This is a genomic window from Acidovorax sp. Leaf78 (assembly GCF_001422735.1).
In the GTDB taxonomy this organism is placed as follows: domain Bacteria; phylum Pseudomonadota; class Gammaproteobacteria; order Burkholderiales; family Burkholderiaceae_C; genus Acidovorax.
Genome location: NZ_LMLZ01000012.1, coordinates 292,970 through 308,921, shown reverse-complemented (window position 1 = coordinate 308,921; position 15,952 = coordinate 292,970). Strand labels below are relative to the sequence as shown.

Sequence of the window (15,952 nt, the reverse complement as noted above, 5' to 3'; positions counted from 1 at the left end):
CCATGCACAGAGAAGAAATAGCCACGGACCTGGTGGCCCGTGGCTTCGGTCGCTCCCGGAATCAGAGCACCGGGTGCAGCGCGGCTTGCTGGTCGACCAGCAGATTCGCCATCGCGCTGTGCCACACGTCGGGTGTGTGGTCGTCGATGGACGCCGTCGCATCCGCGTGCTTCGCGCCAGCACCGTCCAGTCGCCCTGCATCGTTGCCGTCGACCGTCACCAACAGCGGCTTGGTGGCAAAGGCATGGACCTCCAACGGCTTCATATCCACCGTGACAGGCGATGCGTCGTCCGTGCCCGGGTTGCCGTGCGGAGCGACAGTGGCGTTTTGCACCAGGGCGTCCAGCGAATCGTGGGCGAACATGGCGTCGGCCACCAACATCGACGATCCGTCAGCCATGGTGGCCGATGTGCGCCCGAACTCGATCACGCCGTCGCCGTGCCGCACCTGTCCATCGCTGGTCAAACCGATGGACGTGATGCCCCAGTCGGCCAGCGACCGGACCTCGCCCGCATCGCTCAAACCGTTCTGGTTGGCATCGCGCCACACCGCGAACTGCGAGAACTCCTTGTCGTTCGCATCGAACACGCCATCATGGTTGGTATCGAAGCGTGCGGCCAGGCCTTGCAGGTCGGTGCTGCCGCCGTACTGGGTAAAGGCGTACTGGCTGCTGTCGTGCACCACGCCATCGCCGTGCTTGTCCCACACCAGCACGCCATCGTTGGCGCCTGTCCAGGCGGTGCGCTCCGCTACGCCGTCTCCGGTCACGTCCATCACGACATGGCCGTATTCGATGTGGCCATCGTGGTTCAGGTCCAACACCACCGGCGGCGTGAAGTTGATGGGCTTGGTCACGCTGTTGCCGGCCTTGTCGACCACGGTCGCGTACAAGGGCCTGGTGCTGTCCTGCACTTCGCTCGTCGTGATCTGCCACTGTCCCTGCGCATCCGTCACCGTCGTACCGAGGACGGTGCCTGCACCGTCTTTCAGCGTCACCGTGCTGTTCAGTTCCGCCGTGCCATTGACCACTGTCGTGGCGGGCATGTCGATGACGGCCTGGTAGACAGCGGCACCGCTGCCGTCCCTGGCATCGTCAGCCTCGGTGTTCCAGGACACCACCACCTTGCCACCGACCAACGCGGTGACGTGCAGCGGTGGCTGCTCTCCCGCGTCGCTGAGTTCCGCCCGGTAGTTGCTCACCAGAATTTCGCTGCCGACCTTCGCGCCCTGAGCGTTGAAGTACTGGCCGCGAATCACGGAATTGCCCGGGTCAGCCCAGGAATCGTCATACCAGGCAGCAAAGAATCCGCCGGTGTCCAATCCGACCATGGTCGGCGGGGACTGGTTCCCTGCCGTAGTCGTATTGACCATGGTTTGGGCACTGACCGTCACTGCACCAGCGTTGTTGCTCACCACCACCATCGCTGCCTCGTTGGTGTCCGTGGGGCCGGTGTTGTTGGTGCTGTCTTCGGTTTGCCAGCCCACGGCGACCTTGCCACCCTGGAGCGCGGTGGCCGTCAGGAAAGGCATGTCGACCTGGGTGTTTTCATTGACCACCCAGGTGCCCAGGGCCACCTCACCACCGACCTTGCTGCCGCTGGCATTGAAGTACTGGCCGCTGATCTGGCCTTGGCCGCCTTTGACGCTGCTGTCGTCGTTGAACCAGGCGATGAAGTAACCGCCATCGCTGGTCGCCACCATCACCGGCGCGCCCTGGTTGCCTGCCGTCGTGGTGTTGGCCACGGATTGCGGGCCCACCGTGCCCGTGCTGGACACCACGACCTGAGCTACTTCGGTAGACGCCGTGTTGGGGCCTGCCGGGCCGCCTTCAGCCGTCCATGCCACTGCGATGCCGCCATTGCTGAGTGTCACGGCGCTCAGCGGTGGCTGACCCACAGCCCAGGAGTCGCCATTGACCTGCCAGCTACCCAGTTGGAGCTCCCCACCGGTCTTGTTCCCATTGGCATCGAAGAACTGTCCGCGCACCACGCCTTGGGGGTCCGTGTCGTCCGCGTTGTACCAGGCCATGAAGAATCCGCCATCCTTGGTAGCCACCATGGCCGGGCCGGACTGGTTTCCAGCCAGTGTCGTGTTCGCCAACGTGGGCGCACCTGCCGAAGCCGTGCTGCCTGTCAGGGTGGCCGTTGCATAGGCCACTTCGCTGGTGGCGTTGGAGCCGCCTCCGCCCACACCGCCGTTGGAGTCCTCGGTCTGCCATGACAGCACCACCTTGCCATTGTCCAGCGCCACGGCGCTCAGCATCGGCATGTTGGCATAGCCGTTGCCGTTGACCTGCCAGTTGCCGCCACCAAAAGTCAGCTCATTGCCGATCTTGATGCCATTGGCGGTGTAGTACTGCCCGTGCACCGCGCCTGCAGGGTCGTTCAGTGCGTTGTCGTACCAGGCTGTGAAATAGCCGCCGTTGCTGGTCTTCACCGTGACAGGACCGGACTGATCGCCCGCCGTGGTGGTGTTGACCTGCTGCCCAGTCAGCACAAAGGACGGCGCGGTACCAACGAAGACGTTCTGCGCCGTTGTCTGGCTGGGCGCAGCGGTGCTCGTGTCCAGAGTGAAGGACACGGAGTTGCTGCCGCTCACATTGCCCGCTGCATCGATCTGGCGAACACTGATCGTGTTGGCCCCCTCCACCGCGGTGGGTTTGCTCGCGCTCCAGTTGGTACCGTCCTGGCTGTACTGGACGACCGCGCCTTGCTCCACGCCGCCTGCTGTGTAGCTTCCGTTCCTGGTGTAGGCGTCGCTCGACGAACCCGTCTGAGTGCCTGCAGTGTCCTGGTCCAAGGCAATCGTGGGCGCCGCCGGTGGCGTGGTGTCCACCTTGAGCACCAAGGGGCCGCTCTGGGCACTGTCCGTGCCCGCGCTGTTGGCGGACGTAAAGGTCAGGTTGTAGGTTCCGTCAGCCAGCGGAACGTTCGGCGTGAGTGTGCCCGTCGCCGCGTTGTAGGTCGCAGCCACAGCCGTGCCGTTGACATACAGCTTGGGGTTGGTCAGGCCTGTGCCGACATTGATGCCGGGCGTGGTGTCGTTGGTGGCCGGTGCCGTGCTGTTGGCATTGGTGACCGGCGCGGAATTGTCGTCGTAGCTTGTGGGTGCTGCTCCAGCCGGAGGCGCACCGGTATCCACGGTGATGTTCAATGCCGGGCTCTTGCTGCTTTCGTTGCCTGCCGCATCGGTCAGCGTGTAGCTGAACGTGTGAGCGCCGTCGGGCAGTGCCGCCGTGGGCGTGAGTGTGCCGGTGGCCGGGTCGTAGGCGGCGGCCACCGCCACGCCATCGACGTACAGCTTGGGCGTGTCGCTGAGGTTCTGCCCCACCAGGATGCCCGGGCGGGTGTCGTCCGTAGTCGGTGCCGTGCTGTTGGCGCCCTGCACCGCACCCACATCATCCTTGTAGCCTGCGGGTGGTGCCGCCGGGGTGCTCGGTGCCGTCGTGTCGACCTTGACGGTGTAGGCCGCGCTCGGCGTGCTCTCGTTGCCCTGAGGGTCGGTGGCCGTCACGGTCAGCGGATGGCTGCCTTCGGTCAGAGGCGCGGTGGGCGTGAAGCTCCAGCTGCCGTTGGCCTGCACGGTGGTGGCGCCCAGCAGAGCGCCGTTGTCGTAGACCTTGATGGTGTCGCCGGCCGTCCCGCCCGTGCCCGACAGCGTGGGCGTGGTGTCGTCGGTGCTCGCGCCGTTGGCCACCGGGCCCTGTACCGTGCCCACGTCGTCCGTGACATTGGCGATGGACGGTACCGCAGGTGCCGTGGTGTCGATCGTCAGGCTGAAGGTGGTGCTGCCCGTGGTGCCCGCCGCGTTGCGGGCCTCCACGGTGTAGTTGTGCTGGCCTTGCGCCTGCGCCGGCAGGATGAAGCTCCACGCACCGCTGGCGTCGGCCGTGGCCGTGCCCACCGTGGTGGCGCCTTCCTTGACGGTGATCGTCGCGTTGGCCGCTGCCGTACCGACCAGCGTGGGCGTGGTGTCGTCGGTGCTTGCGCCGTTGGCCAGGTCGCCCTGCTTGCTGCCCGCGTTGTCGGTGGCCTTGGCCACCGAGACGGTCACGTTGCTCGTATCCACCGTGAAATTCAGCGGGTCGCTTGTGACGCTGGTGTTGCCGGCCGCGTCCGTGGCCGTTGTGGTGATGGCGTGCGCACCGCTGGCCAGTTGCGCCGTGGGCGTGAAACTCCAGCTGCCATTGGTTTGTACGACTGCGCTGCCCAGCAGTGTGCCATTGTTGTAGACCTTGACGGTATCTCCCGGCGTGCCCGAGCCGCTGAAGGTCGGGGTGGCGTCGTCGGTCGTGCTGCCGTTGGCCACGGTGCCTTGCACGGCGCCCTGGTCGTCCGTGGCCGTGGGCGCGCTCGGCTTGGCCGGACCAGTGGTGTCCAGCACGATGGCATAGGCACCCGTCTCGGCACTGGACTGGCCCGCGCCGTCGATGGCCTTGGCCGTCAGCAGCTTGGTGCCGTCGCCAGTCAGGGCATTGCTCGTCACGCTCCAGGTGCCGTTCGGGGCCACGGTAGTGGAGCCGACTTCCACACCGTCGGCGTAGAGCTTGATGGTGGTGCCTGCCGTGCCGGTGCCGCTGACGGTGGGTGTGGTGTCGTCCGTTGTATCGCCCTTGGCGATGGTCCCCGTCACGCTGCCTGCGTTGTCGCTCACGCCGGTAATGGCCGGCTGTGCGGGGGCATCGCCCAGCAGCTTGAAGTTCCAGCCAGCGCTGGAGGGTCCTTCGTTGCCCGCGGCGTCCACCGGACGCGCGGTGAGGTTGTGGTCACCGCTGGCCAGCGGGGTGGCAGGCTCGAAGCTCCAGGCGCCGTTCGTCACGACGGCGCTGCCCAGCAGCGTGGAGCCATCGTAGACGTTGACCTTGGCTACGTCGGCGCCTACGCCGGTCCCCTTGAACGTGGGGCGTGCGTCGTCGGTCATGCCGCCACGGGCGATCTCGCCCTTGACCGAGCCTACGTCATCCAGCAGGGTCAGCGTGCCTTCGCCGCCGGCCGCCGGGCCGCTCGTGTCCACGGTAAGGCTGAACGCCGGGCTCTTGCTGCTTTCATTGCCGGCCGCGTCGGTCAGCGTGTAGCTGATGCTGTGCGGGCCTTCGGCGAGCGCAGTGGCGGGTGTGAGGGTACCGGTCGCCGGGTCGTAAGCCGCCGCCACCGCCACGCCATCGACATACAGCTTGGGCGTGTCGGTGAGGTTCTGCCCCACCAGGATGCCCGGGCGGGAGTCGTCGGTGGTCGGCGCAGTGCTGTTCGCGCTCTGCAGCGCGCCCACGTCGTCCTTGTAGGCCGCAGGTGCGACCGGTGCGGACGGGGCCGTGGTGTCGACCCTGACCGTGTAGGCCGCGCTCGGCGTGCTTTCGTTGCCCTGCGGATCGCTGGCGGTCACTGTCAGCGGGTGACTGCCTTCCGTGAGGGGTGCCGTGGGCGTGAAGCTCCAGCTGCCGTTGGACTGCACCGTCGTGCTGCCCAGCAGCGCGCCGTTGTCGTAGACCTTGATGGTGTCGCCCGCGGTGGCGCCTGAGCCGGTGAGCGTGGGCGTCGTGTCGTCCGTGGCCGCGCCGCTGGCCACCGGGCCCTGCACGGTGCCCACGTCGTCAGACACGCCGCCGATGGTCGGCACTGCGGGAGGCGTCGTGTCGATGGTCAGGGCGAAGCTGGTACTGCCCGTGGTGCCCGCGGCGTTGCGGGCCTCCACCGTGTAGTTGTGCAGGCCTTGCACCTGCGTCGGCAGCAGGAAGCTCCAGGCACCGCTGGCGTCGGCTGTGGCCGTGCCCAGCGTGGTGGCTCCTTCCTTGACGGTGATGGTGGCGCCGGCCGCTGCCGTGCCGACCAGTGTGGGCGTGGTGTCGTCGGTACTGGCGCCGTTGGCCAGGTCGCCCTGCTTGGGGCCAGCGTTGTCCATCGCTTTGCCGACGGAGACGTTCACATTGCTCGTGTCCACCGTGAAGTTCAGCGGATCGCTGGTTGCACTGGTGTTGCCGGCCGCATCGGTGGTGTTGGTGGTGATGGCGTGCGCGCCGCTGGCCAGCTGCGCGGTGGGCGTGAAACTCCAGCTGCCGTTGGCCTGCACCGATGCACTGCCCAGCAGGACGCCGTTGTCAAAGACCTTGACCGTGTCGCCCGGCGTGCCGGAGCCGCTCAGGGTGGGTGTGGAGTCGTCGGTCGTGCCGCCGTTGGACACCGGGCCCTGGACCGCGCCCTGGTCGTCATTGGCCGTGGCCACGCCTGGCTTGGCCGGTGCGGTGGTGTCCAGCACGATCGCATAGGCACCGGTTTCGGTGCTCGACTGGCCTGCGCCGTCGAAGGCCTTGGCCGTCAGCAGCTTGGTGCCGTCGCCTGTCAACGCGCTGCTCGTCACCTGCCAGGTGCCGTCCTGCGCCACGGTGGTCGAACCCACCTGCACGCCGTCGGCGTAGAGCCTGACGGTGGTGCCAGCGGCGCCCGTTCCGCTGACGGTGGGCGTCGTGTCGTCGGTGGCCGCGCCCTTTGCGATATTGCCTTGCACACCGCCAGCGTTGTCGCTCACGCCGGTGATGGCGGGCTCCCGCGGGGCGTCGCCCAGCAGCTTGAAGTTCCACGCGGTACTGGCGGGGCCTTCGTTGCCTGCAGCGTCCACAGGGCGCGCCGTGAAGTTGTGGTCTCCGCTGGCCAGCGGTGTGGCGGGCTCGAAGCTCCAGCTGCGGTTGGTCACCACGGCGCTGCCCAGCAGTGTGGCGCCGTCGTAGATATTGACCTTGGCCACGTCGGGCCCAGCGTTCATGCCCTTGAAGGTGGGCTTAGCGTCGTCGGTCATGCTGCCCGGGGTGATCTCGCCCTTGACGGCGCCCACGTCGTCCAGCAGGGTCAATGTGCCTTCGCTGCCGGAGGTCGGTGCACTGGTATCCACCGTCAGGCTCAGCGCCGGGCTCTTGCCGCTTTCGTTGCCGGCTGCGTCGGTGAGCGTGTAGCTGATGTTGTGCGCGCCATCGGCCAGCGCAGTGCTGGGGGTGAGTGTGCCCGTGACGGGGTCGTAGGCCGCAGCCACCTGCACGCCGTCCACGTACAGCTTGGGCGTGTCGGTGAGGTTCTGGCCCACCAGGATGCCCGGGCGGGTGTCGTCGGTGGCGGGAGCCGTGCTGTTGGCGCTTTGCACCGCGCCCACGTCGTCCTTGTAGCCTGCGGGTGCTGCCGTGGGGGTTGTCGGAGCCGCCGTGTCCACCCGGACCGTGTAGGCCGCGCTCTGCGTGCTTTCGTTGCCCTGCGGATCGGTGGCGGTCACCGTCAGCGGGTGGCTGCCGTCGGTCAGCGGTGTCTGCGGGGTGAAGCTCCAGCTGCCGCCCGGCCTGACCTGCGTGCTGCCCAGCAGCACGCCATTGTCAAAGACCTTGATGGTGTCGCCCGCCGTGGCACCGGTGCCCGACAGCGTGGGTGTGGTGTCGTCGGTGCTGGCGCCGTTGGCGACCGGGCCTTGCACCGTGCCGACGTCGTCAGTGATATCGCCGATGGCCGGCACGGCCGGAGCGGCGGTGTCGATGGTCAGGGCGAAGCTGGTGCTGCCGGTGGTGCCCGCCGCATTGCGCGCCTCGACGGTGTAGTTGTGCAGGCCTTGTGTCTGCGCAGGCAGCGTGAAGCTCCAGGCACCGCTGGCGTCGGCCGTGGCCGTGCCCACGGTGGTGGCGCCTTCCTTGACGGTGATCGTCGCGTTGGCGGCCGCCGTCCCCACCAGAGTCGGTGTGGTGTCGTCAGTGCTCGCACCGTTGGCCAGATCGCCCTGCTTGCTGCCGGCGTTGTCGGTGGCCTTGCCGACCGACACGCTGACGTTGCTGGTGTCCACCGTGATGTTGAGCGGGTCGCTGGCCGCACTGGTGTTGCCCGCCGTGTCGGTCGCCGTGGTGGTGATGACGTGCGCACCGCTGCCCAGCGGCGTCGTGGGGGTGAAGCTCCAGCTGCCGTTGCCTTGCACCAGCGCTGTGCCCAGCAAGGTGGCGCCGTTGCCGTTGTTGTCGTAGACCTTGACCGTGTCGCCCGGCGTGCCGGATCCGCTCAGCGTCGGGTAAGCGTCGTCGGTGGTACCGCCGTTGGGCACCGGGCCCTGCACTGAGCCCTGGTCGTCGCTGGCCGTAGCCGTAGCCGGCTTGGCGGGTGCCGTGGTGTCCAGAACGACCGCATAGGCCCCCGTCTCGGGACTGGCCTGGCCTGCGCCGTCGATGGCTTTGGCGGTAAGTTGCTTGGTGCCGTCGCCCACGAGCGCGCTGCTCGTCACCCGCCAGGTGCCGTCCTGCGCGACGGTGGTGGAGCCGACCTCCACGCCGTCGGCATACAGCTTGACGGTAGTGCCGGCCGTGCCGGTGCCACTGACGGTGGGCGTGGTGTCGTCGGTCGTGGCGCCTTTGGCGATGGAGCCGGTCACGCTGCCTGCGTCGTCGCTGACGCCGGTGATGGCGGGCGCCGCGGGTGCGTCGCCCAGCAGCTTGAAAGTCCAGGCAGCGCTGGCGGGGCCTTCATTGCCGGCTGCGTCCACCGGGCGCGCCGTCAGGTTGTGGTCGCCGCTGGCCAGTGGCGTGGCGGGCTCGAAGATCCAGCTGCCGTTGGTCACCACGGCGCTGCCCAGCAGCGTCGCGCCGTCGTACACGTTGACCTTGGCCACGTCGGCACCGGCGGCGGTGCCCTTGAAGGTGGGCCGTGCGTCATCGGTCACACTGCCGCGGGCGATTTCGCCCTTGACGGTGCCCACGTCGTCCAGCAGCGTAAGGGTTCCTTCGCTGCCGGTGGCAGGCGCGCCGGTGTCCACGGTGATGGCGAGCGCCGGGCTCTTGCCGCTCTCGTTGCCCGCCGCGTCGGTCAGCGTGTAGCTGAAGGTGTGGGCGCCGTCGGCGAGGCCCGCCACCGGGGTCAGCGTGCCGGTGGCCGGGTCGTACGCGGCAGCTACCGCCACACCGTCCACGTACAGCTTGGGTGTGTCCGTCAGGTTTTGCCCTACCAGGATGCCGGGGCGCGTGTCGTCGGTGCTTTGCGCCGTGCTGCTGGCGCTCTGCACCGCGCCCATGTCGTCTTTGTAGCCCGCAGGTGCGGCCGTCGGCGTGGCCGGGGCCGTGGTGTCGACCTTGAGGGTGTAGGCCACGCTCGGCGTGCTTTCGTTGCCCTGCGAGTCGGTGGCGGTCGCCGTCAGCGGGTGGCTGCCGTCGGTCAGCGGCGTGAGGGGCGTGAAGCTCCAGCTGCCGTTGGCCTGCACGGTGGTGCTGCCCAGCAGCGCGCCGTTGTCATAGACCTTGATGGTGTCGCCGGCTGTGGCGCCCGTGCCCGACAGCGTAGGTGTGGTGTCGTCGGTGCTCGCGCCGTTGGCGACGGGCCCCTGCACGGTGCCGACGTCGTCCGTGGCGCCGCCGATGGACGGTACTGCCGGGGGCGTGGTGTCGACGATGAGCGCGAAGCTGGTGCTGCCGGTGGTGCCGGCCGCATTGCGGGCCTCGACGGTGTAGTTGTGCTGTCCCTGTGTCTGCAAAGGCAGGATGAAGCTCCAGGCGCCGCTGGCGTCTGCCGTGGCAGTGCCCAGCGTGGCCCCGCCTTCCTTGACGGTGACGGTGGCGCCGGCCGCCGCCGTGCCCACCAACGTGGGCGTGGTGTCATCGGTGCTCGCACCGTTGGCCAGGTCGCCCTTCTTGCTGCCGGCATCGTCCACTGCCTTGCCCACCGACACAGTGACGTTGCTGGTGTCCACCGTGAAGTTCAGCGGGTCGCTGGCCGTACGGGTGTTGCCCGCCGCATCGGTCGCCGTGGTGGTGATGGCGTGCGCACCGCTGCCCAGCGGCGTCGTGGGGGTGAAGCTCCAGCTGCCATTGCCCTGCACCGCAGCGCTGCCCAGCAGCGTGCCGTTGTCGTAGACCTTGATGGTGTCGCCGGGCGTGCCCGCGCCGCTGAGCGTGGGGGTGGCGTCGTCGATGGTACCGCCGCTGGCCACCGGCCCCTGGACGGCGCCCTGGTCGTCATTGGCCGTGGCCACGCCGGGCTTGGCCGGGGCCGTGGTGTCCAGCACGATCGCGTACGCGCCGGTTTCGTTGCTGGACTGGCCCGCGCCGTCGAAGGCCTTGGCGGTGAGCAATTTGGTGCCGTCGCCGGTGAGGGTGCTGCTGGCGATCCGCCAGGTGCCGTCTTGTGCCACGGTGGCTGAGCCAACTTCCACACCATCGGCATACAGCTTGACGGTGGTGCCCGCCGTGCCCGTGCCGCTGACCGTGGGGGTGGTGTCGTCCGTGGTCGCGCCTTTGGCAATGTTGCCGGTCACGCTGCCAGCGTTGTCATTCACGCCGGTAATCGCCGGCTGCGCAGGCGCATCCCCCAGGAGCTTGAAGTTCCATCCGGTGCTGGCAGGGCCTTCATTGCCGGCCGCGTCCACCGGGCGCGCGGTCAGGTTGTGGTCGCCGCTGGCCAATGGCGTGGCGGGCTCGAAGATCCAGCTGCCGTTGGTCACCACGGCGCTGCCCAGCAGCGTAGCGCCGTCGTACACGTTGACCTTGGCCACGTCGGCGCCGGCGCCCATGCCCTTGAAGGTGGGCCGCGCGTCGTCCGTCATGCTGCCGCGCGTGATCTCGCCCTTGACCGACCCCACGTCATCCAGCAGTGTCAGCGTGCCTTCGCTGCCTGTCGCTGGTCCGCTGGTGTCCACCGAGATGTTCAGTGGGTCGCTCGCCGCACTGATGTTGCCTGCCGCATCGGTCGCGGTGGTGGTGATGGTGTGCGCGCCGCTGCCCAGCGGCGTGGCGGGTGTAAAGCTCCAGCTGCCGTTGGGCTGCACCGGTGCGCTGCCCAGCAAGGTGCCGTTGTCGTACACCTTGATGGTGTCGCCTGGCGTACCGGAGCCGCTCAGCGTGGGTGTGGTGTCATCGGTCGCACCGCCGTTGGCGATGGGGCCTGTGACGGCGCCCTGGTCGTCCGTGGCTGTTGCCACTCCCGGCTTGGTGGGCGCTGTGGTGTCCAGCACAATCGTGTAGGCCACCGTTTCCGCGCTGGACTGGCCTGCGCTATCGATCGTCTTGGCCGTCAGCAGCTTGGTGCCATCGCCCGCAAGAGCGCTGCTGGTTGCCGTCCAGGTGCCATCTGCGGCCACCGTGGTCGAGCCTACCTCCTGGCCGTTGGCGTACAGCTTGACGGTGGTGCCCGCCGTGCCAGTCCCGCTGACTGTAGGCGTGGTGTCGTCGGTCGTGCCGTTCTTGCCAATGCTGCCCGTCACGCCACCGGCGTTGTCAGTCACGCCCGTGATCGCGGGAGCGGCGGGCGTGTCGCCCTGCACCTTGAAATTCCACCCGCTGCTGGCTGGCCCCTCATTGCCCGCCGCATCCACGGGGCGCGCCGTCAGGTTGTGGTCGCCAGGGCTCATTGGCGTCGTGGGCTCGAAGCTCCAGTTGCCGTTGCTGTTGCCCGTGGCGGTGCCCACCAGGGTGTTGCCGTCATACACATTGACCTTGGCCACGTCGGCACCAGCACCGGTGCCTTTGAACGTGGGCCTTGCGTCGTCGGTCACGCCGCCGAGGGCCACCTCGCCCCTGACCGCACCCACGTCGTCCGTCAGCGTCAAAGCGCCTTCGCTGCCGGCTTTTGGCGCGGTGGTGTCCACCGTCAGGCTCAGCGCTGGGCTCTTGCCGCTTTCGTTGCCGGCTGCGTCGGTCAGCGTGTAGCTGACGGTGTGCGCGCCTTCCGTCAATGCGCTGCTGGGTGTGAGCGTGCCGGTGGCCGCGTCGTAGACCGCAGGCACCTGCACGCCGTCCACGTACAGCTTCGGCGTGTCCGTGAGGTTCTGGCCCACCAGGATGCCAGGCTTGGTGTCATCGGTTGCTGCCGCCGTGCTGCTGGAGTTTTGCACCGATCCCACGTCATCCTTGTAGCCCACAGGCGCCGTGGTGGGCGTGGCCGGTGGCGTCGTGTCCACCGTCACGACCAGGGCGTCGCTCTGCTCGCTCAGCGTGCCTGACGCGCTGGTGTTGGCGTAGGTGAGGCTGTGTTTGCCTTCGGACAATGGCACATTTGGCGTGAGGGTGCCAGTCGTGGCGTCGTACGTGGCAGGCACCTCGGTGCCGTCCACGTACAGCTTGGGGTTGCTCAGCCCGGTACCAACCTTCAGCCCGGGCGTGGTGTCATTGGTGGTCGATGCCGTGCTTTGGGCATTGACGATGGGGGCGGAGTTATCGTCGTAAACGGTGGGCGCAGGCGGTTTGACCAAGTTGGCGGTGTTCACTGCGACCGAAATAGGGTCGCTCTGGAGGCTTTCGTTACCGGCCTCGTCGCTGACGGTGTAGGTGATTTTGTGGGGGCCGTCTGCCAGCGGCTTGCTGGGCGTGAGGGTCCCTGTTTCGGCATCGTAAGTGGCAGGCACTTGTACGCCATCCACGTACAGTTTTGCACCGGTTTGACCCTTGCCGACGTTCAGCCCGGGAGTGCTGTCGTCAGTGGTGGCGGCAGTGCTGTTGGCGTTTTGCACTGCGCCCACGTTGTCGTTGTACCCCGCGGCGCTGGCCGGTTTGGCCGGTGCGGTGGTGTCCACCACCAACACCATAGGATCGCTTTGCTCACTGTAGACGCCATCGCTGTTGGCGTATGAGTAGGTCAGCTTGTAAGACCCTTCGGGCAGCGGCGCATTGGGTGTGAGTGTGCCGGTGGTCGCGTCGTAAGTCGCGGCGACTTCTTTGCCATTGACGTACAACTTTGGATTGACGAGGCCAGTGCCGATGTTCAAGCCCGGTGTGGTGTCGTTGGTGGCAGCCGCAGTGCTGCGGGCACTGGTGACCGGTGCAGAGTTGTCGTTGTAACTGGTCGGCGCGCTAGGCTTGGAAGGTGCCGCAGCGACAGGCGGGTTTGACCCATAAGTGGCAATGGCCACCGTCGAAAGTGCAGCACCGCCCAACAGCAGCATGGGCATGGCCCCGAATCCCTCGCCCACACCGCCACCCACGGCTGAGTCGCCCAGCACCTGCATGGCCCCCTCGCCGCCGTCGACTAATCCGGCCAGCCCTTGATCGGAACCGCCTGCCTGGGGGATGTAGTCGTGGACGGCCCCGTCACTTCCGTAGCCCACCAATCTGGAACCATCCTGGTCGTAAAAATCTTCGATGATCAGGTCAGAGCTGCCCGTGCCGTCTTCCAGAAAATCAACCTGCAGATCAGCACCAACACGGCGCACCTTGACTACTTCGGGAGCCTTTTGGGTGTTGGCCTGCGTCAATTCGATGGAAACACCCCCTCTGGCGCTGATTCTTGCCACACCCTGACCGGGAGTCGCCACTGTTTTGGGCGCCATCGGCCTGTCAATATTTACCGCGCCTGAAATTGCGGATTTATCAATCTTCACAACGGATGCGTAGACTTCAGCGGTCATTTTATTTCAATCAATTAATAATTATGAGTAAAAATATTTACCAGACCACGCACTAAGTGGCAGGAAAATAAATCAATACTGCAAATAGCATTCAACATGTAGACAACAAAACAAAACCCAACAGTCCAATCAAGGTGGCCGGAATGACTTCATTCAGATTTTGAACATCGCCGCGAGAGCAGACATCATCGAAACAACAAAAACTTTGGCGCGTGAGACGAAAATTTCGCCATGGGGCCGAACTATTGCCAATTGCCACCTTGGAGGTGAAGATCAATGAATCTGCAAATAATTTGATCGATTCAATACCGCCGCCGTGGTGAGATTCACACGACCACTGGCTGATGCCACGACTTAACCTGCGGCCAAATCCGCCTGATCAAAGTTCAGTATTGAACACACACTGCATAAACGCTGATTTCACGATGCATTAGCCTTCGCGGCTTTGCACTGCAGTTGTTAGTAGGCCTGCCCGGCAAGGGGGGCCTATCTACATCACACTTGGGATCTGTTCCCGAGCACGGGCACTGAACCCGCCAAGTCCTCTTTTCTATTTGCCCAATGCAAGGCTGTTGTGCGAGGTGGGCACATTCCAGATGGCAAAGTCAACTCAGAATGCTTACGGTTGCGCAAGCGAGTTACCAAAAAGTGACTGAACCGGCTGGGACGATTCAACAAGAAGGTGAATTATCTTTGTTGATGAAATCGTAAAATTTCAAAAAAATTCTTCCCACACAACAATCTGCCGATTGGAGCGATGGCAACAGGCATTTTTTTCAACAAGACATATTCCACCGAAATCTGCAGTGCTCACAACATATTATTCTGACTTGTGCAAGTCAGAATTTCGCATCTGTGTGACCGGGCGCCGCGGCCGTTTCCACTGAATTGCAGGCTGGTCTTGCTGCAAAAAACGAACGCCAGAAAGAGTGCTGCGCAATGTTCCTTCCGCGGACAGTCCCGCATAAGCGCAGGCCTGCTCTCAGGGCGCAACTCTCAACACATAGGGATGCGTCACGCCGCCCACCCCATGCAGCCCGGCACCAAGCGGCCCGCCATGGAAGCCGTCAAGCCAACGCGCGTCAGCGTGGCGTTTGCACACAGCGGGCGGCAACCCGATGCACGGCACTGCACAATGGGCTTTCTGCTTACGCCCGCGGATACGCACAGTCCATGCAAAGAATTTCCTCCGCGAACATCGTCGACCTGTTGCTGGACGCTGTCTGCGTCGTGCAGCCGGACAGCACCATTGTTTTCGTAAGCCCGGCGTTCGAACGCATCTTTGGCTACACGCCCGATGAAGCCGTAGGACTGCGCATGCTGGACCTGGTACACCCGGACGACCTGCCCGGCACACAGCAACAAGCGCAGCGGGTGATGGAGGGCCAGTTGCAGCTGCAGTTCGAAAACCGCTACCTGCGCAAGGACGGCACGGTGGCCCACATCCGCTGGACCGCGCGCTGGCTGCCCGACCGCAAGGTCCGTCTGGCTGTGGCGCACGACATCACCGAGCGCAAGTTCACCGAATCCATGCAGTCGGCCATCTACGAAATCTCCGAGGCAGCGCATGCCGCGCGCACGCTGGAGTCGCTGTTCCAGCGCATTCACGAGATCGTGGGCGTGCTGCTGCACGCAGCCCACTTTTCGGTGGCCTTGCACGACGCGGGTAGCGGCACGCTGAGCTTTCCGTACCACGCGCGCCCCGGCGACGGGTCTTTGCCGGGCGCTCCGGCGCCCGTGTCGGACGAGCAGATCCGGCTGTGCCGCGAAGTCATCCACAACGGCACCACACTGCTCATCACGCCCGAGACGATGCACCGCGTGCTGCCGCTACCGCAGGCCGCACCCGCCCCTGGCGCCCCGCTGTATTGGCTGGCCGTGCCGCTGTCCACCCAGAACGGGGTGCTGGGCGCCCTGGTGCTGCAGAGCTACACGGAGCAAGGGCGGTACACCGACAAGGACAAAGAACTGCTGCAGTTCGTCTCCACCCAGGTGGCGGCCGCCATCGAGCGCAAGCAGTTGCACGAGCGGCTGGAGCGCATGGCCCAGTACGACCAGCTCACGCAGTTGCCCAACCGCCAGCTATTCCTGGACCGCCTGAGCACGGCGCTTGCCCGCGCGCGGCGGGAGGAGCGCCTGCTGTCGTTGCTGTTCATCGACCTGGACCGGTTCAAGGACGTGAACGACACCCTGGGCCATGCGATGGGAGACCTGCTGCTGCTGCAGGTCGCGCAGCGTCTGCAAAGTTGCGTGCGAAGCTCCGATACGGTGGCGCGGCTGGGCGGGGATGAATTCGTGGTGCTGCTGGAGTCTGGCCACGTGCGCGACCACGCGGCCTCGGTGGCAGGCAAGATTCTGGCTGCGTTCAGCGAAGCCTTCGAGGTGGGCGGGCACCGTCTGGCCGTGCAGCCCAGCATCGGCGTGTCGGTCTACCCAGAGCACGGAGCCGACGCGCACCACCTGTTGACCCACGCAGACGAGGCCATGTATTTGTCCAAAAAGCACGGCGGCAATCAGGTGCGCATGGCGGCGCCGTGAAGCCCGCTCGCCCTGTCTGACGCAGCACACCGCGTCTGCTCCACATCGACAGCCGGTCTGGGAGAAAGCGGC

Annotated in this window: 2 protein-coding genes; one reads left to right on the top strand and one right to left on the bottom strand. The window is 66.0% G+C overall.

The features are described from left to right. Nucleotides 1–61: 61 nt before the first annotated feature. Nucleotides 62–13,147 (bottom strand): Ig-like domain-containing protein, encoded by a 13,086-nt coding sequence (locus ASF16_RS09805; RefSeq protein WP_162241065.1) that lies wholly within the window; start codon nt 13,145–13,147, stop codon nt 62–64. Between the two features lie 1,368 nt (nt 13,148–14,515). On the opposite strand from ASF16_RS09805, the gene ASF16_RS09800 reads away from it, so the two are divergent. Then, nucleotides 14,516–15,880 carry a diguanylate cyclase domain-containing protein gene (locus tag ASF16_RS09800; RefSeq protein ID WP_056165762.1) on the top strand — a complete coding sequence of 455 codons (1,365 nt, stop codon included), beginning with the start codon at nt 14,516–14,518 and terminating at the stop codon, nt 15,878–15,880. Nucleotides 15,881–15,952 lie beyond the last annotated feature (72 nt).